The organism is Candidatus Melainabacteria bacterium RIFOXYA2_FULL_32_9, assembly GCA_001784615.1.
GTDB lineage: Bacteria > Cyanobacteriota > Vampirovibrionia > Gastranaerophilales > UBA9579 > UBA9579.
In genome coordinates this window covers 1-22,513 of record MFRQ01000162.1, presented here as the reverse complement: position 1 = coordinate 22,513, position 22,513 = coordinate 1, and the positions used below count along the sequence as shown (strand labels likewise).

General features: G+C 32.0%; 19 protein-coding genes and 1 pseudogene. 12 read left to right on the top strand and 8 right to left on the bottom strand.

Going from position 1 to position 22,513, the window contains the following annotated elements:
* Nucleotides 1–167: 167 nt before the first annotated feature.
* The 3 genes from A2255_07165 to A2255_07155 are packed head-to-tail and all read right to left on the bottom strand — an operon-like array spanning nt 168 to nt 2,019.
* Nucleotides 168–1,067 carry a hypothetical protein gene (locus A2255_07165; GenBank protein ID OGI16932.1) on the bottom strand — a complete coding sequence of 300 codons (900 nt, stop codon included), beginning with the start codon at nt 1,065–1,067 and terminating at the stop codon, nt 168–170.
* Nucleotides 1,068–1,089: 22 nt separating this feature from the next.
* Nucleotides 1,090–1,734: a hypothetical protein gene (locus A2255_07160; GenBank protein OGI16920.1), complete on the bottom strand. Its 645-nt coding sequence runs from the start codon at nt 1,732–1,734 to the stop codon at nt 1,090–1,092.
* 12 nt (nt 1,735–1,746) lie between these two features.
* A complete protein-coding gene (locus A2255_07155) occupies nt 1,747–2,019 on the bottom strand; it encodes a hypothetical protein (GenBank protein OGI16919.1) in 273 nt (90 codons plus the stop codon).
* Between the two features lie 492 nt (nt 2,020–2,511).
* Between A2255_07155 and A2255_07150 the strand changes: the two genes are divergently transcribed.
* Both A2255_07150 and A2255_07145 read left to right on the top strand, forming a co-directional pair.
* The gene (locus A2255_07150) at nt 2,512–3,525 is read left to right on the top strand and encodes a hypothetical protein (protein ID OGI16918.1); all 1,014 of its coding nucleotides are present in this window, start codon (nt 2,512–2,514) and stop codon (nt 3,523–3,525) included.
* A 519-nt stretch (nt 3,526–4,044) separates the two neighbouring features.
* Nucleotides 4,045–4,923: a hypothetical protein gene (locus A2255_07145; protein ID OGI16917.1), complete on the top strand. Its 879-nt coding sequence runs from the start codon at nt 4,045–4,047 to the stop codon at nt 4,921–4,923.
* On the opposite strand, the gene A2255_07140 is transcribed toward A2255_07145, so the two are convergent.
* The 4 genes from A2255_07140 to A2255_07125 all read right to left on the bottom strand — a co-directional run bounded on the left by A2255_07140 (nt 4,920) and on the right by A2255_07125 (nt 8,393).
* Nucleotides 4,920–6,338 carry a hypothetical protein gene (locus A2255_07140; GenBank protein ID OGI16916.1) on the bottom strand — a complete coding sequence of 473 codons (1,419 nt, stop codon included), beginning with the start codon at nt 6,336–6,338 and terminating at the stop codon, nt 4,920–4,922. The two genes, A2255_07145 and A2255_07140, sit on opposite strands and share 4 nt — an antisense overlap.
* A gap of 15 nt (nt 6,339–6,353) precedes the next feature.
* Entirely contained in the window at nt 6,354–6,851 is a 498-nt protein-coding gene (locus A2255_07135) for a hypothetical protein (GenBank protein ID OGI16915.1), read from the bottom strand.
* A 7-nt stretch (nt 6,852–6,858) separates the two neighbouring features.
* On the bottom strand, nt 6,859–7,371 hold the full coding sequence (locus tag A2255_07130; GenBank protein ID OGI16914.1) for a hypothetical protein: 513 nt from the start codon (nt 7,369–7,371) through the stop codon (nt 6,859–6,861).
* A 278-nt stretch (nt 7,372–7,649) separates the two neighbouring features.
* Nucleotides 7,650–8,393 carry a hypothetical protein gene (locus A2255_07125; GenBank protein OGI16913.1) on the bottom strand — a complete coding sequence of 248 codons (744 nt, stop codon included), beginning with the start codon at nt 8,391–8,393 and terminating at the stop codon, nt 7,650–7,652.
* Between the two features lie 245 nt (nt 8,394–8,638).
* Here A2255_07125 and A2255_07120 point away from each other — a divergent pair, with 245 nt between their 5' ends.
* Genes A2255_07120 through A2255_07075 form a run of 10 tightly spaced genes read left to right on the top strand, consistent with a single transcriptional unit; the run spans nt 8,639 to nt 18,235 of the window.
* Nucleotides 8,639–9,757 (top strand): radical SAM protein, encoded by a 1,119-nt coding sequence (locus tag A2255_07120; protein OGI16912.1) that lies wholly within the window; start codon nt 8,639–8,641, stop codon nt 9,755–9,757.
* A gap of 36 nt (nt 9,758–9,793) precedes the next feature.
* Nucleotides 9,794–10,777, top strand: a complete 984-nt coding sequence (locus A2255_07115) for an NAD-dependent dehydratase (GenBank protein OGI16931.1) — start codon at nt 9,794–9,796, stop codon at nt 10,775–10,777.
* Nucleotides 10,778–10,785: 8 nt separating this feature from the next.
* A complete protein-coding gene (locus tag A2255_07110; GenBank protein OGI16911.1) occupies nt 10,786–11,358 on the top strand; it encodes a hypothetical protein in 573 nt (190 codons plus the stop codon).
* Nucleotides 11,355–12,107, top strand: coding sequence for a hypothetical protein (locus A2255_07105; GenBank protein OGI16910.1), 753 nt, complete (start codon nt 11,355–11,357; stop codon nt 12,105–12,107). The genes A2255_07110 and A2255_07105 overlap by 4 nt, the downstream gene beginning before the upstream one ends.
* Nucleotides 12,098–12,727, top strand: coding sequence for a hypothetical protein (locus A2255_07100; protein ID OGI16909.1), 630 nt, complete (start codon nt 12,098–12,100; stop codon nt 12,725–12,727). Before A2255_07105 ends, A2255_07100 begins: the two co-directional genes overlap by 10 nt.
* A gap of 19 nt (nt 12,728–12,746) precedes the next feature.
* On the top strand, nt 12,747–13,841 hold the full coding sequence (locus A2255_07095; protein OGI16908.1) for a radical SAM protein: 1,095 nt from the start codon (nt 12,747–12,749) through the stop codon (nt 13,839–13,841).
* Nucleotides 13,842–13,852: 11 nt separating this feature from the next.
* The gene (locus A2255_07090) at nt 13,853–15,391 is read left to right on the top strand and encodes a hypothetical protein (protein OGI16907.1); all 1,539 of its coding nucleotides are present in this window, start codon (nt 13,853–13,855) and stop codon (nt 15,389–15,391) included.
* Nucleotides 15,392–15,411: 20 nt separating this feature from the next.
* Nucleotides 15,412–16,218: a hypothetical protein gene (locus tag A2255_07085; protein OGI16906.1), complete on the top strand. Its 807-nt coding sequence runs from the start codon at nt 15,412–15,414 to the stop codon at nt 16,216–16,218.
* A 3-nt stretch (nt 16,219–16,221) separates the two neighbouring features.
* A complete protein-coding gene (locus tag A2255_07080) occupies nt 16,222–17,163 on the top strand; it encodes a 1-deoxy-D-xylulose-5-phosphate synthase (GenBank protein ID OGI16905.1) in 942 nt (313 codons plus the stop codon).
* The gene (locus A2255_07075) at nt 17,147–18,235 is read left to right on the top strand and encodes a hypothetical protein (GenBank protein ID OGI16904.1); all 1,089 of its coding nucleotides are present in this window, start codon (nt 17,147–17,149) and stop codon (nt 18,233–18,235) included. Before A2255_07080 ends, A2255_07075 begins: the two co-directional genes overlap by 17 nt.
* A gap of 11 nt (nt 18,236–18,246) precedes the next feature.
* On the opposite strand, the pseudogene A2255_07070 reads toward A2255_07075, so the two are convergent.
* A pseudogene (locus A2255_07070) lies at nt 18,247–22,513 on the bottom strand (hypothetical protein).

Below are 22,513 nucleotides of genomic sequence, written 5' to 3'. Positions count from 1 at the left end.
AGGTAACAAAAAATACTTACGCATAAAGTGATATTGTCATTGCGAGGAGGGCTGAAAGCCCGACGTGGCAATCCAAATTATAGCATTATTTAATGGATTGCTTCGCTTCGCTCGCAATGACAGATTTGCGTTTTAAAATACGCAATAATTTTTTGTTTGTTCCTTAATTATAATCCTCTAGATAATTCACCTTTGAGTATTTCCGGATGGGTTATAGCGTATTGAATTGATTCAATTAACTGGTTTTTATTTCTGGCAAGATTATTTGATTCTAAAGGCAGATAATTTGAGGCATGATTGGATCTGAATATGCATTTATGTAAGTCATCATCAAGATTTTCCAGAATAATTTTTAATTCTTCCAGTATTTCAAGTCTATTCATTGGTTTAAATTCACCATATTCTGCTTTTTCGTTTAATACAGTTCCTGGTGGTAACATTAAGGTTAAAGCTGATATGTACCAAGGAACTCTGGTGGGCGGCTTTATTTTATTTATTAATTTTGCTGTTGAAATGGCATGATTTTTGCTTGCATTTTGGTCATTTCCGGCAAGTCCCAGAATAATTGTTGCTGATAAAGTTATTCCTGCTTTATAAAGTTTATGTATAGCTTCTATTATTTCGTCACTGGTTACTTTTTTATTTATTTGTGTGAGAAGGTGATCGTCTCCTGTTTCTATTCCAAGATAGACGATTTTTATTCCGGATCGGGCTATTTCTTTTAATTCCTCATCAGACTTAATTAGAATGTCTTTGGCATGAGCATAAGCCCCAATACGCATTAAATTAGGATGTATCTCATAGCTGTACTTCGCTATTTCAATTAAAGAATCAGGCTTCATTATGAAGGCATTGCCATCAAGAAGAAACATTTTTCTGACGGCATTACCATAAAGAATATGGGCATTGAAAATATCGTGTTTAATATGTTCAACAGGTCGAATGAGAAACTTTTTTCCTTCATTTCCAAGACAAAAATCACAATTATAGGCACATCCTTCAGTCGCTTGTATTAGAAGAGAATTTGCCTCACTTGGTGGGCGATATATTGGTTCTTTGTAATATATTAATCTCATAATTATTCAAACATTAATTTATAGAGTTTAGCCAGCACATAAAATCTTCTGTTTTAGAAAAGATTTTATCAGGATTATGGGTTATTAAAGAACTATGATCCGTTGTACTTGCCCAGCTAACAGCAATTGGTGAAATACCGGCATCTCTTGATTCAGTAATGTCAGTTATAGCATCTCCTACGTATGCCACGTTCTCTTTTTTTATTTGCCAGTTTGATAATATTCTTTTTATTCCTTCGGATTTTATTAAACCTTCTGATGATCCTATTTCTACAAATTCAAAATAATGTCCAATATTAAGATATTTTAGTGTAATATCAGCTGAACCACGACCTTTTCCTGTAACCATGGCAAGCTTAATACCTTTATTTTTAGCATATTCCAATATTTCAATTATTCCATCAAAAAGTTTTGAGTATGGATGATGGTTATTTTCATAAATTTCCAGGAAAGTATTAAGGCATTCATCGTATTTATCCGGAAGAACCTTTTTTATAATTCCTTCTTCTGACAAACCAAAATACTTTGTTATTTCATTATCACTGAATTCTCTTCCTGTAACCTGCTCAAAAGTTAATTGAAATGATTTTAAGCAGTGAGGAAGAGTATCTGCTAATGTTCCGTCAAGGTCAAATATTAATCCTTCTAATTTTTTCATAATTTTTCGTCTTTATTTATTCTGCCATCTGCTGAGTTTTGGAATAAACATACCAGCCATCATTTTGGCCTGAAATCCTGGCATGCCTAATTTTTCTGTCATAATGCCTGAAACTTTATCGATCATTTGATTAAGAGTTATATCTGGAGCTGTAAATTCGCCATTTTGAAAGCAATAATGACAGTATAGATCACTCTTACTTTCATCATTGTTTGTGCCATACTCAGCCTGATCCATTGGGATTCCACAACTTTGGCAAAACGGACCTTTAGGTATGTTAAACATTTTTTCTCCTCACACTAAATTAGAAATGCTAATTACTTACAATATATTAGCTACAGTTAAATGTTTCAATAGTATTTTAAGTTTCTGTACAAGTATAGTCAGATTTTTGGTTTTGTTCAAATTGCTACTTAAATAATCTTGGATGTCGCGACGTGCTTCGCATTGTCATTGCGAGCCATGAATCGTGACTTTAAGAAATAATCATACTTGCGTGGCAATCTATAAGCAGAAATTAGTTAACTTCAGTCGCTGGTTAATTTGAGTTGGTTTTTATATTGGTGTTCTCTTAAAAAGCTATGATGGATTTATTACAGAGGAAAGCTCCCAGCCTTCATAATCATTAACAAAGTACTTGATTAGCTAATAATTACTTTACGGCTTGCTCAATGCTTTCTTATTAGTTTAATTGCATCAGATAACAGTATTGTTTCATCTTTTTAATTATCTTGCATTCTTTATTTTGCTTTATTAAAATATCTTTTTGGGGGTCTTATGCTAAAAAAAGATTTTTATATAATCTTACTAATATTGAGTTTATGTTTTAATCAGGCTGTATTAGGAAAAGATATTTCAACAAAAGAGTCTCGGGATTTATCGCCAATAGAAGTTTTAAAATCTGAGCCTGAAAACCTCACTGAAAATAATAATTTAAATGAGTCGATTAGCAGGTTAGAATGTGGTACATCAATGTTTGAGATGGTGCCTTTGGAGGAGGTGCAGCTTGATGTTACAGGAATTCAGTTTAATAATAGATTAAATTATCATTTAAATAATAGGCCTATTGTAAAAAGCAGTTTGTCGGATAAACAAAAAAACTTATTCTCAGCAAATGTTAATTCTAATTCTAGTAATACAATATATTTGGGGCAAACTAAAATATTAGTTGGGCCAAAAGAAGCCAGATCCAAAGTTTTTTTAAATGCAGTCAATAAGTCTCAAGCTGCAAAAAATAAATCATCTGATGATTTGAGTATGAAAATTGGTTGGGACTGGGAATTTTTAGATTATTCTTTAAATGCAGCTAATCAGGAAGATAAGCTCACAGGAGATGGAAAACTTACGACAGGAGGTCAAGTTGCTATAAAACCTTTGTATAAATATCCTGAATTAGGCAACCTTGAGATTGGCGGAGGATATAATACCGATCCTAACAGTGTTATAAAACAAAATGCATATAGCTTTTTTACAGGCTATAAGGCTGGAAAATATGCTATTAAAGGGGGATATTCAAGAGAAGACAATTATGGATCGAAAAAAGGGTTTTCAGATAATTGGTTTGTGAGTAATGCCCTTTCTCTGACAGATAATATTAATATAATTGCAAGGCATAATGAGCTTGATTTTAGACAAAGATTGGAAAATGATCTTGTTTTTGAATATTCAGTAAAAGAAGTCCCGTTTTTAAGGATTAGCAACTTGAGAATTCAGATAAATGCCTCTTATATCCAGCATATAATCTTAGATGATACACAAAGAGCCGGAATGTATATTAAATATTCTTTTTAGATCATTATGAATCCATATAGTTCCTTGATTAGTTTAGCTTAAGTCGTTAATTATTTTAGAGAAATAGTAGTATTCCATTATGATATACTTAAGAAATAGATGTGGGAGTGAGAAATATTGGATAAAGAAAGCAAAATAAATGTTATTTCTCTGATAATTATTGTTGGGTTCGTATTATCTGTTTTTTATCATTACATATTGGGCACGTATTTAAATCTGAATTATCCGTTTAACACATTTTTATTTATTCCAGGCGATAAATTTATGGACTTTTTTAACGTATATAATTTGTCGAAAGACTTGAATCCATATTGCCAGACATTTATGTATGTAAATTATTTTCCATTCGCATATTTTGTAATTTATTTATTTACTCTAATATCTGCCAAGATCTCGTTTTTGTTTATGATCATTGCTTTTATTCTTTTTTTCGTGTATTTCAACTATAAAAATTTAAAATTTCAATGTCCGTCTTTTAACAAGATAACTTTGATAAAATATGTTTTTATTTTCTCTTTTATGACATATCCTTTTTTGCTTGCTATAGATAGAGCAAATTTTGAGCTTGTATTATTTATATTTTTAGCATTATTTACTTATTTTTATGTAAAAAAAGATTTCTCTAAAAGTATTATATTTTTATCTTTTGCCATTGCTATGAAACTTTATCCCATTACACTTTTAGTTTTATTTTTCTCAGATAAAAAGTATAAAGAGATATTTTATACTCTTTTATTAACTTTATTTATTAGTTTAATAAGTCTGGTAATTCTAAAAGGTAGTGCATTTTCAAATATAATTTGTCTATTAAAATGGATGACTACTGTGGTAATGGATTATGCAATAGGCAATTGGGGTTTGGGATATTCCTCTAGTTTGTATGGAATATTAAAACTCTTAATATTCAAGATGCATAGCGTAATTACGATTAATACCATATCAGGAATTTTACCTGTTATTGTATTTAAACTTGAAAATAGCTTAGACGTTAATGTTTTAATCAAGGCTTATAAGATATATTCTATAGTAGTAATAGCTTTATTTTCATTAATTGCAGCTTATGTAGCCTTTGTAGAAAAGCAGCTCTGGAAAAAGATAGCATTATTGCTTCTTTCAGCGATACTTTTTACTCCAATCTCTGGAGATTATAAGTTATTACATTTATTTATTCCATTATGGTTATTTTGGGATAGTAAGGACTTATCAAAGTTTGATATGTTTTATGCAGTGTCTTTTGGCTTATTATTAATTCCTAAAGATTATTTATATATTTATATTTTAGGGGAACTATATAATATAAATATTCTATTAAATCCAATAATAATGACTTTGATGGTATTTGTTATTATCTGGCAGGGAATAACAAATAGAAATAAGCAAGTGCTAGAAGTCAATTAAATGTTTTTTCTATAAATCCATAAATGGCAGAAAGTCTCAAAAATATTGAGGTTTCTTTCAATACGGAATCTAAGAATAGTTCCTAGGACAAAGAAAGCAAAATGTAGAGGTCTAAATTTTACGTGTTTAGCTAAAAATATTAAAAGATTTCTAAGTTTTGGATATTGAATTGCAAGAGATGAAACTTTCTGGATCCTCTCAATTGTATCTTTGTCTTTTATACTTAAGACAGAATTTGTCGCAAAAGATACCGGCATATCTTTAAAAGAGTAATCTGGTTTTAGAATTCCCATTTCAATGCATTTATTTGCAAGATCTGTTTTCGGAAAAGGCATTAAAATTGCTGATAAGGTAAAAGCTGTTCCCATTTTTATATTTAAATCAATAGTTTTTATAGCATCTTCGACTGTTTCATTTGGTAAACAGAACATATTAGATGTTTGTAAGAGAATACCAGCTTTTCTGAGTAATTTTCCTGCTCTTATAAAGTCTTCATCTGTAATATTTTTATTGAGAATTTCTTTTCTTATTTCTGGATTTCCTGTCTCAACTCCACAAGAAACACAGGTGCATCCACCGTCTGCAAGATATTGTACAATTTCTTCATCAAGTCTATCAGCTCGAGCAGTGCAGAAAAAGGGAATCCCTATAATTGTTTTATATTTTTGAGAAAATTCTTTCAACCATTCTTTATTCCAGGTGAAAAGATCATCAGCTATAAATACGAATTTCATATCGTAATTATCTTTTACGTATTTTATCTCTGAAATGAAGTGATCAACTGGTTTCTGTCTTACATAAGGGCCTGTACCTTTAAATACTCTTTGTAAATACTTATTTGAACAAAAAGTGCAGGTATATGGACAGCCTCTTGAGCTGTTAAATACTTTAAAAGGTATTTCTCTAAGGATTTTATAGTGATCAAAATATATTTTTCTGTTATCTGTAAAATCATCTAAGGAAATAAGATTATTTAAAGGATTTTTATGAATTTCACCATCTTTTTTGTAAGCTATTCCATTAACTTCATCAATTGTTTTTTCTTTTTTCAGATATTCTAAAAGCTGGAGGATTGTAGCTTCACCTTCTCCGTAACAGACATAGTCAACTTCTGGAATTGAGGCTATATCTTCAGGGTACAGTATTGAGTGTACACCTCCTACTAATATTGGTATATCTGGAAAATTGCTTTTGATTGGCTTTATTATCTCAGTAAACCAGGAATGATCGGTTGACATTAGAGAAAAGCATATTACATCTGGATTTTCTTCTTCTATTTTCTTAATTAAGTCTTTTCTATCGATCAAATTATCAATAAGTACAGAACTTTCATGTTGATATTTTTGTAAATAACCTGTTATTGATATAATACCCAAGTAAGCAAAAACATATTTCTGTATAAATAAGACTTTCATCGTTTACACCACATTTTATTCAAAACCCAGAAGCTTTCTCCACATATTTACCAGTATAGCACCAACCAGCATAGATTTTCCGATTAAAATATATTTATTATCCTGTTTTTTTATTTGTTTTAAGTCAATAAGCCTTTTGAGTCTTGTTTTGACCATAAAATCAGGCTTATAATGCTTTGTTAATTCTTCAATTACTATGTGTTTTTTATGTTTTATTTCGAGGAGAATCTTTATTCTCCTTGCTGTTTCACTCAGGTTAAAGAAGTGAAAATATGAATATGCAAGAGAATTATAAATAATAAATGTATATATTAAGCTGGATAAGTCTTTATTCAAAAGATAAACCCCTAAAAGTAATGGGATATTTAAAAATAACATACTTAAAACCAGAGATAATTGGTTTGATATGTCTAATTTGTATAAATGAATTATACGTATGAATAAAATATGAAAAATCATAAGCATTAATGGCGATATTGCAAGTATTATTAATGTTAAGTAATTCTCAGCCATATTTCTCTTAACCTTCTCCCTGACTTAGTCCGTAAAGCTTGCGGTAAAAATAAAAAGTTGTAGATAGTATTTTACCTTTATTTTTCAGGTAAAGCTTACCATCTTCTTCAAGTACAAAGCCTTCGACAATGAGATCATCAATTCGATCTTGTACCAGATTATTGAGATTAAAGATATTCATTATTTCTTCTTCCGTTAATCCTTTGGATTTGGCTTTACCGATAAGATGGATTATTTGTAAAGACGGTGCATTTGCTTGTGCTGGAGGATAAGTTTGAATATATGCACAGGCAAGGGCTAAATATAACAAAGAAGTTTTTAAAAGTTCTGTAAAATTAAATAATTTTCCTTGTATGGATAGGACGAATAACCCAATAAATATAATAAAAGGTATTACAAGAAAAATTGCAAATATTGAACTCATATGCTTTTTAGGCTTAATTAATCGCCATATTGCTATATGAATAATTAAAATAATAAGGAAAAATGAAATTCCATAGAAAATTGATTCTAAGTACATAATTTACACACCATATAAAATATAGAATTACTTATCCAGACATTCTGGTTTATAGTATCACATAATTAACCCCAATCGCTAATTAATTTTATTAAAAAATTCTCAAAACACCCACCCACAACCACCCATAGGTAACAAAGAGGCTTCGCCTCTTTGGGGATTCTCTATAATTTTTGAGAATTTTTACTCAATATTCATGCTGGTTTTAGCTAACTAGCTATTCAGGTTAATTATAATATGAAGTGAGAGATGAGTAAAATGAGATTATTAGTTATAAATTACGGCTTTTGAGCTATAACAATAATTGATACCCCAAACGGAAGCTTTGAATCTCTAATAAAGAACCTCTCACTAGACATTATGCAGGTAAGGATATTATTTACAGCTTTAGGTGGTGTGAAAAGATCGCTTTTATCTTTTAACGTTGGTGTTTTGCTTTTTATAATTCTTACAAGTGCAATTAATGGGAATAGCCATGTATTAAAATAGCTTGCACATTTAATTTGGAAGCTATTTTTCTTGACTTTCCCAATTAGTTCATTTAATGAGTATCTTCTTTTATGATGATTTACTGTATCATGGTTACTCCATAAAAAATTAAAAGCTGGAACCGTTATTATTAAATGTCCACCCGATTTTAATTTTGAAAAAAGTGTTTGCAAAGAAGATAAATCATCATCAATGTGTTCGAGTACATCAAGTAAAAAAATTGCATCAAAATTATTTTCTTGAACAGGTATATTGTAGGGTAAGTCGCCTTGAGAAATATTAATAGATGCATATTTTTGTCTGGCTATCCCTAGAGCATATGAATCTGACTCTATTCCGGAAATATTTTTACTGTAATTACAAATTAAGTCAAAGTTTCCACCTGTTCCGCATCCAACATCAAGAATCTGTGCATCAGCAGGAAATTTGCCAATATATTTTTCAATTGCAGTCTCTATTATTTTACGTCTGCTAATATGCCACCAATTATTATCTTCTAATTCTGCATTTTTTTGAAGAATCTTCTCTTCCACTTCACTTCTCCAACTGTAAAAATCTAGAATTCATCTATTTATTTTCTTGCTTTTATTGTAAAACAAAATTTATTTATGGATGAATTTAATTTATATTCAAGATATCAACTCAATAATCTATTTGAATTATAATTTATTATAAGATGATACTTTATAATTTTAGTTGGTATAATCAAAGTACAAGATCATTTGAATCAAATAACTATATTGATAAATAAGTAGGTTTATGGAGAGGGGAATAAGTAGTGAATAAGCTACAAGACAAAATTGTTTTGGATGGACATAAAGTTTTATGGCATAAAGAGAGAGTTGAAGCCTGGTTAAGAGGTGAGAGAATAGCTCCAATTACTATAGATTGCGCTCTCACTAGAGCTTGTTCATATAAATGTATTTATTGCTACGGTACTTTGCAACAGAATGAAGGTTATAACCTATCTAAAGATGTAATTTTTAGATTTCTGGATGATGCTGCTGAGATTGGGGTTAAGGCTATCAGCTTTGTAAGTGATGGAGAAAGTGCACATTCTCCTCATGTATATGATGCTATTTTGCACGGAAAAGCTAATGGACTTGATATGGCAATAGGTACAAATGGTTATCCTATAAAGGATGAAAGATTAGAGGAAATTTTACCAGCTTTAAGTTATTTTCGTTTCAATATTTCAGCAGGAACCCCTGAAAGATACGCACATATTCATGGAGTGGATGTAAAAGCATATCATAAAGTTGTTAATACAATCAGGAAAGCTGTTGAAATCAAAGAAAAGCAAAAGCTGGATGTAACTATAGGCCTGCAAATGGTTCTATTACCCCAATTTGCCAATGATATAATGCCGTTGGTTCAACTAGGTAAAGAATTGGGTGTCGATTATTTAGTTATTAAACATTGCTCAGATGACGAAGATGGTTCTCTGGGTGTTGAATATGACAAATATGATGAGCTTTTTAGTCTTCTTAAAGAGGCTGAAGAATATTCAGACGAAAATTATCTTGTAAAAGCAAAATGGTCAAAAATTTTGAGCAAAGGTAAAAGAGAGTATTCAAAGTGCTTTGGGGCTCCATTTATAATTCAGATGTCTGGTTCAGGCCTTGTTGCTCCTTGTGGCATGCTTTTTAACAGCAAATATAAAGAAAAATTTCATATAGGAAATATTAAAGAAAAATCTTTTAAAGAAATATGGCAAAGTGAAAGATATTGGGAAGTTATGAATTATATTACTTCCAAGGATTTCGATGCCAGAAAAGATTGTGGAACCTTATGTCTTCAGCATAAAGTAAATGAGTTTTTGTGGGATTTTAAATTAGGCAAAGCGGAGTTATCTGAAACGTCAGGAAATCCACCTATGCACGTTAATTTTATATAATATTATCGGGAGTCGGAAATGTGTAATTCTCAATCAATGAAGATTATTGTAACTGGTGGGGCGGGCTTTATCGGATCACATTTGGTTGATTTGTTACTTGATGAAGGCCACGATGTCACTGTTTTAGATAATTTTTCTACAGGTAGACCTCAAAATCTTCTGCATCATAAAGATAATCCAAACTTAAGATTAATTGAAGCAGATATAGTTGAATATGATAAAATTGCCCCTTATTTTGAGGATATTGATTGGGTATTTCATCTTGCTGCTCTTGCTGATATAGTTCCTTCAATAGAAAAACCTATTAATTATCATAGATCTAATGTTGATGGAACTGTAAATGTGCTTCAGGCTTCTGTAAAACACAACGTTAAACGCTTCTTATATGCGGCATCATCATCTTGCTATGGAATTCCTGATGTCTATCCAACTCCTGAAATTGCCGAAATAAGACCTCAATACCCTTATGCTTTAACAAAAAACATTGCAGAGCAGTATGTAATGCATTGGGGCAAGGTTTATAAACTTCCTGTTGTAGCTTTACGATTATTTAATGTCTATGGTACCAGATCTAGGACTTCAGGAACTTATGGTGCTGTGTTTGGCGTATTTTTAGCTCAAAAGCTTGCTAATAAACCATTCACTGTTGTTGGAGATGGTGCTCAAACTAGAGATTTTACTTATGTCACTGATGTTGCAGATGCATTTTTTACAGCTGCAAAGTCGGATATAGTAAATGAGGTTATGAACGTCGGTAGTGATGATACATATAGCGTAAACAGAATTGTAGAATTGTTGGATGGGGATGTCGTATATATTCCTAAGAGACCTGGTGAACCTGATTGTACTTATGCTGATATTTCAAAAATTAAGAAAAGTCTAAACTGGACGCCAAAGGTATCCATTGAAGAAGGTGTGAGAAGGATATTAGAAAACATTGATTACTGGAAGGAAGCCCCTGTATGGGATAAAGATTCTATACAAGAAGCTACAAAGACTTGGTTTAAGTATTTATCCTAGGAAATAATATGAATAAGGCTATTTTTTTTGATAGGGATGGCGTTTTAAACGTTGATAATGATTATATTACAGATATTAATGAAATAAATTTATATGATTATGCTGCTGATATCATTGCATATTGTCGTAATCTGGGGTTTAAAATATTTGTAATTACCAATCAACCTGTAGTTGCTCGAGGATTGATTCAGGAAGAAGATTTAATTAAGTTGAATCAGGAATTTCAGCAATTAATCTTAAATCAGAATAAAAATGCTAAAATTGATAAAATCTATTATTGCCCTCATCATCCTGATGCAAATATCTCTGAATATCGTATGGCCTGTAATTGCAGGAAACCTAAGCATGGTATGTTATTGGAGGCACAGAAAGAGTTTAATATAGATTTTAACAGCAGTTTTATGGTTGGTGATAGATTTTCTGACATAATTGCCGGTTATTTGGCTGGTTGTAAAACAATTCAGTGTTTGACAGGTAAACATACTGAAAAAATGATTCAGACTGACCTTAATATCTCGGATAATATAGCTCCTGACTTTGTTGTCAATAATATTTCTGAACTAAAGGAGATATTAAGATGACTCAGGCAATGATTTTATGCGCCGGTTTTGGTACCAGGTTGAATGAATTAACTAAAAATACTCCTAAACCAATGCTTAAAATTGGAGATAAGCCAATTTTGGAGCATACCATAATTAATTTAAAGAAATCTGGCATAAATAGAATAATCATAAATCTTCATTACCTTGCAGATCAGATAACTTCTTATTTTGGAGACGGTAGAAAATGGGGAGTGGAAATTGTTTATAGCTATGAAGATGTTCCATTGGGAACAGCAGGTGCTGTTAAGAAAGTTGAAAATATTTTATCGGAGTCAGAGAACTTTCTTGTTCTTTATGGGGATATAGTGACAAATCAAGATTATAGAGAATTAATGGATTTTCATAAATCTAAAAAAGATGCTATTGCTTCAATTATTGTTCATGAAAGGATTAAATCCAACAGTATTGTTGAAATGGATGATGATAATAAGGTAGTAAAATTTTTAGAAAGACCTTCTGAAAATGAAATAAAAGATAAAAAGCAAAATTGGGTTAATTCAGGATTATATTGCTTCAATAAAGAAATATTAAGCATAATTCCTGAAGGCAAGAGTGACTTTCCAAAAGATGTCTTTTCTAAACTGGTAGAGCTAAATGCATTATATGGTTTCCCCTTAACAGGATATCGTTGTGCAATAGACTCTTCAGAAAGATATTTTATGGTAAGATTAAATTATGATAAAGGGCTAATATTTGATACAAGAAACCTGAGTGAGAAATGGCATTAAAGAATAAAATAGAGCATCATATAAATAATTTTTTTGAAATAGTAAAAAATGCAGAAGTTACCATTAATGATGATAAAGTTAGTCAGGAAGAATGGTTTTTTAGAGTTATAACTTGTTTAAATGAGCTAAGAAAAACAGGGAAAAATCTTTATTTTCTCGGAAATGGTGCCAGTGCTTCAATAGCTGCACACTTTGCTGCTGACTTTACAAAAAATGCTTCAATTTCATCTTTTACGCCTACAGAGGGCGCATTACTAACCTGTTTTAGTAATGATTATTCTTATGAAGAAGCTTATATGCAAATATTAAATAAGGTAATGAGAAATGGAGACGGTCTGATTGCAATAAGCAGCTCAGGTGCGTCAAAAAATGTTGTAAATGCTGCTAAATATGTTAAAGAAAATTTTGATAACAGCCCGGTAATTACTTTTACTGCGTTTAAAGAAGATAATTCTCTAAGAAAACTTGGAGATTATAATCTTTATTTGAATTCTGGTGAATATAGCTTTGCAGAATCAGGGCATGCTTATTATCTCCATTTACTGACAGACCTTTTTTGTAATCAGGAAATGGAAAGATTGTCAGAAGTTGTATCTGTCTTATTAAGGACGGTTGATTAGATAATAGTTGGGGTCGTGTATGGCTGAGGATTATAGAATAGATAATCATAAATTAATTTTTCATCCTCAAAGAGTTGCTCAATGGGAGCAAGGTCATAATAATTGGGAAGAGGCTAAAAAGATTTATCCAATATATCTTGAGATATCTCCTGTAGGATATTGTAATCACAGGTGTGTGTTTTGTGCAAAAGATTATATTGGATATAAACACAGGAAAATTCCATATGAAATCCTAAAAAATAGAATATCTGAAATGGCTGAACTTGGCGTTAAAAGTATTATGTTTGCAGGTGAAGGAGAATCAACTTTATATAAAGAACTTCCTGAACTTATTGAGCAATGTACAAAAGTTGGAATTGATACAGCTTTAACTACCAATATAGTTCCTTTTACTGAAAAAACTACCAATGTTTATGTTAAACACTGCAAATGGATTAAAGTAAGTATAAATGCAGGAAATGCTGAAACATATGCAAAAATCCATGGTACAAGTGAGAAAGATTTTGATATAGCTATAAATAATATGAAATTAGCAAGTTCCATAAAAAAAGAAAAGAATTATTCTTGTACACTTGGAGCTCAAATGCTTTTATTGCCTGATAATTTTGATACAGCTCTTGAATTAGCAAAAGAAGTACAGAATTTAGGCTTTGATTATTTGGTTATTAAGCCATATTCTCAGCATTTATCTAGTGTTACTCATACTTATGAGAATATTGATTATTCTAAATATGTATATCTTGAAAGAAAACTTCAATCCTTTAATTCAGATGATTTCAAGGTTATTTTTAGAAGTCATACAATTAATAAGCTATTAAATGATCAGGAGAGATATTCCAGATGTAATGCTGTTCCATTTTTCTGGGGATATATTATGGCTAATGGTGAAGTTTACGGATGTAGCTCCTTCCTGGAAAATGAGAAATTCTGTTATGGTAATATAAATGAGAAAAGCTTTCAGGATGTCTGGGAAGGGGATAAAAGAAAAGAATCTTATGAATTTATTAGAAATAAAATGAATGCGCAAAATTGCAGAGAAAATTGTCGTATGGATGAGATAAATAGATATTTATGGGAATTGGATCATCCTGGTGCACATGTGAATTTTATATAACGGGAATTTAGATGGATATTAATCAAAAAATAGTAAATATTGATCAATTAAAGGAATATGTCCAGGAGCAAAAAGCTCAAAATCAGGAGATAGTTCTTTGTCAAGGGCATTTTAATACTATTCATCCAGGGCATTTAAGATTTCTTGAATTTGCAAAACAGCAAGGTGATTGTTTAATTGTAGCTGTTCAGGGATATAATTGGCTTGAAGACAAAAATAAAGGTGTATTTTTTGATACTGAAGAGCGTGCAAGAGGCGTAGCTTCTTTACAAAAGGTAGATAAAGTAGTTATATTTAATGATTTTTCAATTTTAGATGTAATAAAAGCTATTGAGCCTGATATATATGTTAGAGGTGAGGAGTTTAGTAAATATTTACGGGCTATTCAGGATGAGATTGATCTGATTAAAAAATTAAAAGGGAAGGTAGTCTTTAGCTCTGGTCAGGTCGAATACAGTACTTCAGATTTTTTAGATAATAATCTCTTTGATTTAATGGAGAGAAATAAGCATCAATTAAATAAAGCTATTGAAAAGCAGAAAATCTCAAAAGATAAGTTAGTAGAATATTTTAATTCTTTTAGGAATTTAAGAATTCTTGTTATTGGAGATAGTATTGTTGATCAGTATGTTGTCTGTGATGCATTAGGTATGAGTGCAGAAGCTCCAATTATTAACATTAGAGAATTGGAAAGTAAAGATTATGTTGGGGGAGCGGCTGTAATTGCAAGGCATATTAAAGCGTTAGGCGCAAATTGCTATTTTGCTTCAGTTATTGGTAATGATTTATCTGGTAAATTTGTAAAGGATGAATTGGCAAAAGATGGAATTACAACAAAACTAGTTATAGATAAAGAACGAGAAACAACCTTCAAAATTAGATATATGGTTGGAAAGCAGAAAGTTCTCAGAGTTTCAAGATTAAAAGAGCATTATATTAATGAAAAGCTTGAAAGCTCATTAATAAACTATGTTAAGACATTGGTAAATGATCTTGATGGTATAATTATAAGTGATTTTGCTTATGGTGTAATTACGCCTCGCTTAATAAATGAAATATCTCAACTTGCTAAAGTCCATAATATAAGATTATTTGGGGATTCTCAAAGTAGCAGTCAAGTTGGAGATATTGGGAAATTTATGGATTATGAGCTCATAACTCCAACTGAAAGAGAAGCAAGATTAGCTCTAAATGATAAATATAATGGTTTAGAGAAGATAGGAATGACACTTTTAGAAAAGCTTCAACTTAAAAATCTTGTGGTTACTCTTGGTGAAAATGGCTTGGTTTCTTATCAAAAGATTTCAAATGGGAGTACAACACTTGTAAAATCTCAGCATTTTCCTGCTTTAAATGTGAATCCTGTTGATGTAATGGGAGCTGGAGACTCATTGCTCTCCGGGTTATCTCTTGCTATGTGTGCTGGTGCTAATTTAATGGAATCCTCTGTTATAGCATCAGGAATATCATCTATTGCTGTAGGTAAGGTGGGAAATGTTCCCGTAAAATCTGATGAACTTGAAAAGTGGTTAAATGATCTTACTAGTTAGGTAAAAAAATAGGGTATTTTATGGAAACAGTCAAAAATGATACTGCATATACAGCAAATGAAATAAGAAAAGTCCTCATAAAAATGCATCAAAAGGGGCCACATATAGGTCCTGCATTATCTGTCGTAGACATAATAACAGTTCTGTATTTTGATATTATGAATATTCCTACGCCGGATGATCCTGATAGGGATAGATTTATTTTAAGTAAAGGGCATGCTTCAACTGTATTATATACAACTTTAGCTTTTAAGGGATTTTTTGATAAATTATTACTTGAAGGATATCTAACAGATAATAGTGTCCTTTTTGGTCATCCAAAAAGGGGTGCATTACCAGGTATTGAAGCTTCAACCGGATCCCTTGGGCAAGGTTTATCTCTTGGTGTCGGTATTGCTCTTGCTGCCAAAACTGATAATAAAAAATATCGTACTTATGTGGTTATTGGTGATGGTGAATGTCAGGAAGGGCAAATTTGGGAAGCCGCTATGCTGGCTTCAAAATTAAAATTGGATAATCTGGTTGTAGTTATTGATGCCAATAACTTGCAAGGATATGATAGAGTTGAAAATATACAACCTATAAGTACTTTTAAAGCAAAATGGGAAGCGTTTGGCTGGTCTGTAAAAGAAACAGATGGCCATGATGTAAATAAACTAAAAGAAGCATTACAGGAGAGTCCTTTTGAATCAGGAAAGCCTTCTATAGTTATAGCTCGTACTATGAAAGGTAAAGGGATTTCTGAGTTTGAAGATGATTTAAAATGGCACTATTTCCTTGTGCCGCAGGATAAGGTTAGTTCATATCTTGAAGAGTTGGAAGATTAAATTATGAGAGACGCATTTACAAGAAATTTAAAAGAACTTTTTCATAAAGATGAAAACATGTTTTTTATAACTTCTGATACAGGATATAAGGTTCTTGATGAGTTTCAGGAGACTTTTCCTGATAGATATCTTAATATCGGAATATCAGAAGCTAATATGATTGGTGTTGCAGCAGGATTGGCATTAAGTGGAAAAAAAGTTTTCACATATGCTATAGCTCCATTTATTACGCTGAGATGTTTCGAGCAAATAAGAGTTAACTTATGCTTTCAAAACCTTCCGGTCTTTCTTGTTGGTATTGGAGGAGGTCTGACATATGGAGCGGGTGGTGCAACGCATCACACAATAGAAGATATTGCTGTTTTAAACAGTTTACCTAATATGACTATTATTTGCCCTGGCGATCCAGTTGAAGTTGAATTAGCAATGCAGAAAATGTCTGAAGTGCAGGGGCCTGTATATTTGCGTTTAGGTAAAAGTGGCGAGAAAGTTATACATCAGCAATCTCCAAAATTTGAAATCGGTAAAGGTATTAAGGTTTTACAGGGAAATGATGTTGCAATTATTACAACCGGTAATATGCTTGAAACAGGATATACGGTATGTGAAATGCTAACACATCAAGGATTAAATCCTGGCTTAATAAGCATGCATACTGTTAAGCCTATTGATAAAAATTTAATTGAAGAAACTGCCAAACAATATAAACTTATAGTTACTATAGAAGAGCATAATGTCATTGGTGGCTTGGGAAGTAGTGTTTCTGATGTAATTACCGAAAGAGACCTGAATGTACGTTTTAAAAAATTTGGAATTCCTGATAGATATGTAGATGTAGTAGGAAGTCAGGAATTTTTAAGAGCACAGTTTGGATTAAAGCCGGAACAAATTTCTGCAGACATTCTGAATTATCTGAAAGGTAAAGTTTATGAAAAAGCGAACTGAATTAGATCGAATATGGGATAGAGCAAGAATATTATATTATATGCTTTCAATAAGGGCTTTTAATAAAAAGCCGTATCCTTTTTATGTCAATTTAGTAATTAATAGTAGATGTAATTTGAGATGTGCTTATTGTTTTGGCCATTATACAGATAGACAGACTCCTGATTGGAAATTGGAAGACATTAAAGCTCTCGTTGATGATCTACATAAGCGTGGAACACGTTATATACTTATTCAGGGAGGAGAGCCTCTTCTTCACAAAGATCTAGGTGGGATTTTTGAATATATTCATAAAAAAGGAATTGTTACAGCTATATCTACTAATGGTCAATTCCCAGATAGATTAAGGAAAATATCTGAAATTGGATTGCTGGATAATATATGTTTTTCTCTCGATGGAAATAGGGAAGGAAATGATATTATCAGAGGGCAAGGTACCTTTGATAAGGTGATGGAGTCAATAAAGGTTGTAAAAGAGCTTTATAATACCCCTATTAGAATAAATTCCACCATAACAAAGTATGTAATTGATGATCTTGATTTTATGGCAGAATTTGTCAAGGAAAATAAGATAGAATGGGGAATAAATTATCTGTTTAAAGGTGATGAGGTTTTAGGAGAAGAGGATTTATCTCCTACAACTGAGGCAATTACTGAATATCAACATAAAATTCTTGATTACAAGAAAAAAGGGTATCCTATTTTTACAACATCCAAAATCTTAAAGTATGTATTAAATTGGCCTCTTGATTACAGGCAAAAATTCGCTAGTGAAAAAGATTCCAAGTGTTTACTTGGTGAAAAAGCTATAAAATGTCAGTATGGTATATATGAAATAGTAATAGATGAAGATGGTAGAGTTTATCCTTGTCAAGGCATGCAGGGAGTTTTTGATGCTAAAAATATACATGAAGTTGGATTTGATGAGGCTTTTAATCATCTTGCAACAAAACCCTGTTATACCTGCTATATTCCATCATTGATGAATACTTCAGCAATGATAAATTGGGATTTTGATGTAATTGGAGAGACTGTTTTTGAAACTTTCCGTAATAGATTCATAAAAAGCTAGTGCTTATATAATTAGTCAACAAAGTAGAAGTTTCTTACAGCGTTTGGATCATATAAATTGCCTTCAATCTCAACAATAAACTCTCTGAATCTTTCGCCTTCTTCTCCAAGACCGAGGAATGGTATAAGTCCTAAACCAGGAATTATATCAAGAATTTCTGTTCCTGGAACTATGTCTATGAATGTGCCAATTGAAATATTACCTATTGGGCCTAATAAGCCAGCGATTCTCCTGGATAATCTGCCAAGTATTGTGATGTCAGCATAATTTGTAAGCATGTCCATTTCACCTTCAAGGAAAAGGCTAAGGTTTTCACCTCGTGAAGATAAATTATCAGTTGTTAATATACCATCCAAAGCTGTTAATGTTCCTCCGAGTTCCTCAAAAGTGCCAGTTTCTCTTGGGGCAATAACATCGATTATATTATTGAGAGTTAAACCTGTTATTCCACTTTGGAGAATATTTGCTGCTCTTAGTAGATATTCAAGGGATCCAAGCCTGACAAGCCGTCCGTCAACAATTAAGAAGTCTGCAAATCCATCGGCATTAGCTATTAATTCTTGTCTTGTCCTTCCTCGAGTGCGAAATTCTGCTGTACCTTCTAATGTTCCATAAACTTCGTTTGGTGTGCTTAGGAAAGTGGTGGCCACAGCATTAGCCTGCATGCCATGAACTGCAAGATTACTTATTAATTCAGTTGTTTGTATATTGTATGATAGTCTACCCTCTGCTTGTCCTCCTGATGATTCAAAAGCTATATTTGGCATATTAAGTATCCAGTCAGGCCCAAAGTTAAAACAGGAAGAGAAATTTGTTGTAATTAGATCGCCTATAATTAATTCGTTTGCTACTAATATACCTCTATTAACTACAATAGGAGCTATCTCCTCTTCTTCTCTTGTTATTTGTTCTTCAGGCTGTCTTAATGCCTCTGTTATCTCATCTACATTAAATGAGGATGAATTTATTGACATTTCTTGAATAGTTACAGGCCGAGTAAAATCAGTATCAGCTATTGCTGCTACTCTCATTGGGGAACCGGCTATATTTATGTTGCTGTCAGTTAATATAATATTATCAACGTTAAATTCAAGGTTTGCGTAATCAATAAGTGTTTGTCTTGTTGTAATTAGTACATCATTTAATGCAGCGTTACCAGTCACTTGAGGAGAAAAGACATTGCCTTCAAGCAATGCTCTTGCTGTAAATTCCCCTGATGTAAACAATGCTCTTTGTGTTTGATCTTCTATAACTGGGTTTATTAAGGTAATATCCAGAGGATTTGGGGTTGTTACTATGAAGTTCTCAAAAACAGGTTCTTCTGTTTGTAGTTCATTTATAGTTCCTTGAGCGGCTAATAATCGTTCTAAATTGGTTGCAATATTGGGTAAAGGAGATGCTGAAAGCCCTACATTTGTAATATCGTCTCCTACTGCAATTTCTAGATTTTCTACCTCAATCCTGTTTAGTGTTCCTTCTGCATTTAGACTCGCAACCCTGATCCTGTCTTGAGGTAAACCGATATATTCTCTGTAATATAAAGATGTTCCTATTGGTAAGGTCATTTGAGCCGATAGTCTCCAGTCATCGAGTTGTCCTTGAGCTAGAGCTGTTATGGGAATAGCCCCTTCTGCTACTATGGGTTCTTCTAAATATTGATTTATATATTCATCTATGTCATCTGAGCTCACTCTTGCTGAGGCTAGGAGATCCAATACCGGTTCAGTTCGATAATTATTTATTAATCCATCTAAATAAACGAAAGAATTAGATAAAATAGTGTATAAATTTTCAAGTGTGATTGTTTGAGGTGTGACAATTAAATTTCCTGTACTTACTTCAATGGGTAGATCAGCAGGCTGGTATATTGCAAATGTTTCATTAAAACCAATATTAGCACTGTATGTTTGAGGTAAAAGTCTAATATTAGCGTTAATTTGACCTCTTAAATCTGTAAATTCATCAAGAATCTGTCTGATATCCTGTGTAACAAGGGGTGATTGAGCTACTTGTCTGATTCTATTAAATGGAAGATTTCTAACAATTATATTAAGTTGAGGATTAAGCTGTGCAGGCAGTCCTGTTACTATTCCTGTCAATCTTATTGTAGCCCCTAGTGCTACTCCTCTAATATTTCTGAACGAAATAGCGTTTTGTGTTAGAAAAATCCTTCCTCCTGTTATTCTTGCAGGAAATCCAGCTTGTCTGTGTTGAAAAACTGCATTAATGACATCAAGCTGAAGGGTCTGAAATAACTCTTCATCGATTCTGCCTGCAAGCTTAAGTCTTGTATCAGCAAACCCAGATAGCGAAGTAAAATCTTGAAGCGCATCTTTAGCTGTGACTAAAAAAGGGCTTGTCAGGATTAGTTGTCTTATAGCGAATAGATCTAATCTTGGAGATGATATATTTATATTTACAATTGCTCCTCTAACAGTTCCTTCTGCTGTTATTGGACTTTGAGCAATTCTGCCTCTTAAGCTGTTTAAAAATACTCCTTGTGGGTCAAATCTTAGTTGTCCGACTAAATCTCTTATTGGTTGTGTCAGACCAGCATAGCTGAGAGAAGCTCCTTGAAATATAATATTTCCACTTGCAGCTACAGCTCGTGGCCCCCCAGTTAAATATATTATAACGTCTGCTATGCCGGACGTATTCCTTACATCTCTTAAAATACTTTGCACTTCTACAAGCAGTCGACTATTCTGGATTAATTGGTGTGCTGTGGTAAGATTTAGTTCAGAGAACGTTAATTTGACATTACTAAAGCCATCTAGAGTACTATATCCGTTGGCAATTACTCTGGATTGCTCGATAAATCCTTTAATATTGTCGTAAATAACCCTGTTACCTCTGAATCTTATAAATCCTACCACATCGTGAGCATTTTTTGAAAGGCCTGGATGACTTACCAGAGCATTAATAAAATTTAAATATCCTTGTAGATTAATATTATCAAACGGGCCACTAACATTAATATCGATTTTTCCTCTACCTGATGCAGCAATTTGAGCTACAGGACCAAGTGGAAAGCCGAATATGTCACTGATTGCAAGTAATAATCTTTTACCTTCAGCCAGATCTATAGAATTTGAGATTACATTTAGATTTAATTTATTTAACGAAGGAGTTATGGTTCCTGTAGTTTTTATAAATCCTGTAGGATCAACAAAAGCTCTTGCATCAATAGCGTAAGTTTTGCCTTTGAAATCAACTCTGCCACTACCTTTAGGTATTTTTTTTGAATCTACGATCATTGAAAATTCATTAAATCTTAAGTTGCCGAATAAATCTAAATCTTGGGGTTTACCTTTTATTGCTACATCTACCCATAAATTGCCCTTAACATTATATTTTTGAAGGACAGCTAAAGGTCTTGTAGGTAGATTAAGTCCTTGTGGAAATAGGGAAACCAAGGAGGAAATTCTGGTTCTATCTACATTTAATCTTAAATCCAAAATCCTATTTCTAGTTCTATAGTTATTAATATTACCTTGTAATCTGGCTCTTACATCTTCTCTTCTAATATTTGCATCTCTTAATACCAGACTATCTCTATTAACATTTCCTCTGAGTATAATTTTTGTAGTGTTAGGTAAGTTAAAAATTATTTTGTTTTTTGCAGCAAGATTTCTAAATGTGCTTTCAATAGAGAATGTATTAGGTATTAATCTTGACTTTGTCATATTAATATTGAATTCTAAATCCCCTAAGCCGGATATAGCTGAATATTGATAAGGAGTATATTTGTTTATATAAGGCAGATACATATCAGGATAGATGTTTTTAATTTCACCTTTTAGCGTTAGCTCATTTTCCCAAAGTTTTTGTTCTTCTATGGGAAGTTCTGTGGCAAATATGAAATCAAATATAGTATTTGTTTTATTAGGTACTACAATCTGGCCTTTTGCTGCTACTCTGATGAATTTGTCAGGATCCAGGTCATTTATTCTGATTTTTTGTCCTATAATTGTGTAACTTTGGGCTGGTTCAATGAATTGATCTTTGAAATATAACCTGTAGTTATTAATTATAATATTTGTATTTCTGAAGATAACCTCATATTCTTCGGGTCTTTCCTTTCTTTCCGGAATTAACTGTTCTATATCGAATTTACCGTTTTGTAATCTTGCAAGGTAAAGTGTTGGTCTTTCACTTTTGATTTCTCTGATAACCACTTTTTTTCTGAGTAAAGAAGGTAAGGCTATTTCTATATAAACTGGACCTGTAGATATAAAATCTTTTTGATCAGAATGTTTGATATCAATAGATTTAAAG

Coding starts and splice junctions, on each gene's coding strand:
- A2255_07160 (OGI16920.1), bottom strand. CDS start 1,734: ATGAAAAAATTAGAAGGATTAATATTTGACCTTGACGGAACATTAGCA.
- A2255_07155 (OGI16919.1), bottom strand. CDS start 2,019: ATGTTTAACATACCTAAAGGTCCGTTTTGCCAAAGTTGTGGAATCCCA.
- A2255_07150 (OGI16918.1), top strand. CDS start 2,512: ATGCTAAAAAAAGATTTTTATATAATCTTACTAATATTGAGTTTATGT.
- A2255_07145 (OGI16917.1), top strand. CDS start 4,045: ATGACATATCCTTTTTTGCTTGCTATAGATAGAGCAAATTTTGAGCTT.
- A2255_07140 (OGI16916.1), bottom strand. CDS start 6,338: ATGAAAGTCTTATTTATACAGAAATATGTTTTTGCTTACTTGGGTATT.
- A2255_07135 (OGI16915.1), bottom strand. CDS start 6,851: ATGGCTGAGAATTACTTAACATTAATAATACTTGCAATATCGCCATTA.
- A2255_07130 (OGI16914.1), bottom strand. CDS start 7,371: ATGTACTTAGAATCAATTTTCTATGGAATTTCATTTTTCCTTATTATT.
- A2255_07115 (OGI16931.1), top strand. CDS start 9,794: ATGAAGATTATTGTAACTGGTGGGGCGGGCTTTATCGGATCACATTTG.
- A2255_07110 (OGI16911.1), top strand. CDS start 10,786: ATGAATAAGGCTATTTTTTTTGATAGGGATGGCGTTTTAAACGTTGAT.
- A2255_07105 (OGI16910.1), top strand. CDS start 11,355: ATGACTCAGGCAATGATTTTATGCGCCGGTTTTGGTACCAGGTTGAAT.
- A2255_07100 (OGI16909.1), top strand. CDS start 12,098: ATGGCATTAAAGAATAAAATAGAGCATCATATAAATAATTTTTTTGAA.
- A2255_07095 (OGI16908.1), top strand. CDS start 12,747: ATGGCTGAGGATTATAGAATAGATAATCATAAATTAATTTTTCATCCT.
- A2255_07090 (OGI16907.1), top strand. CDS start 13,853: ATGGATATTAATCAAAAAATAGTAAATATTGATCAATTAAAGGAATAT.
- A2255_07085 (OGI16906.1), top strand. CDS start 15,412: ATGGAAACAGTCAAAAATGATACTGCATATACAGCAAATGAAATAAGA.
- A2255_07080 (OGI16905.1), top strand. CDS start 16,222: ATGAGAGACGCATTTACAAGAAATTTAAAAGAACTTTTTCATAAAGAT.
- A2255_07075 (OGI16904.1), top strand. CDS start 17,147: ATGAAAAAGCGAACTGAATTAGATCGAATATGGGATAGAGCAAGAATA.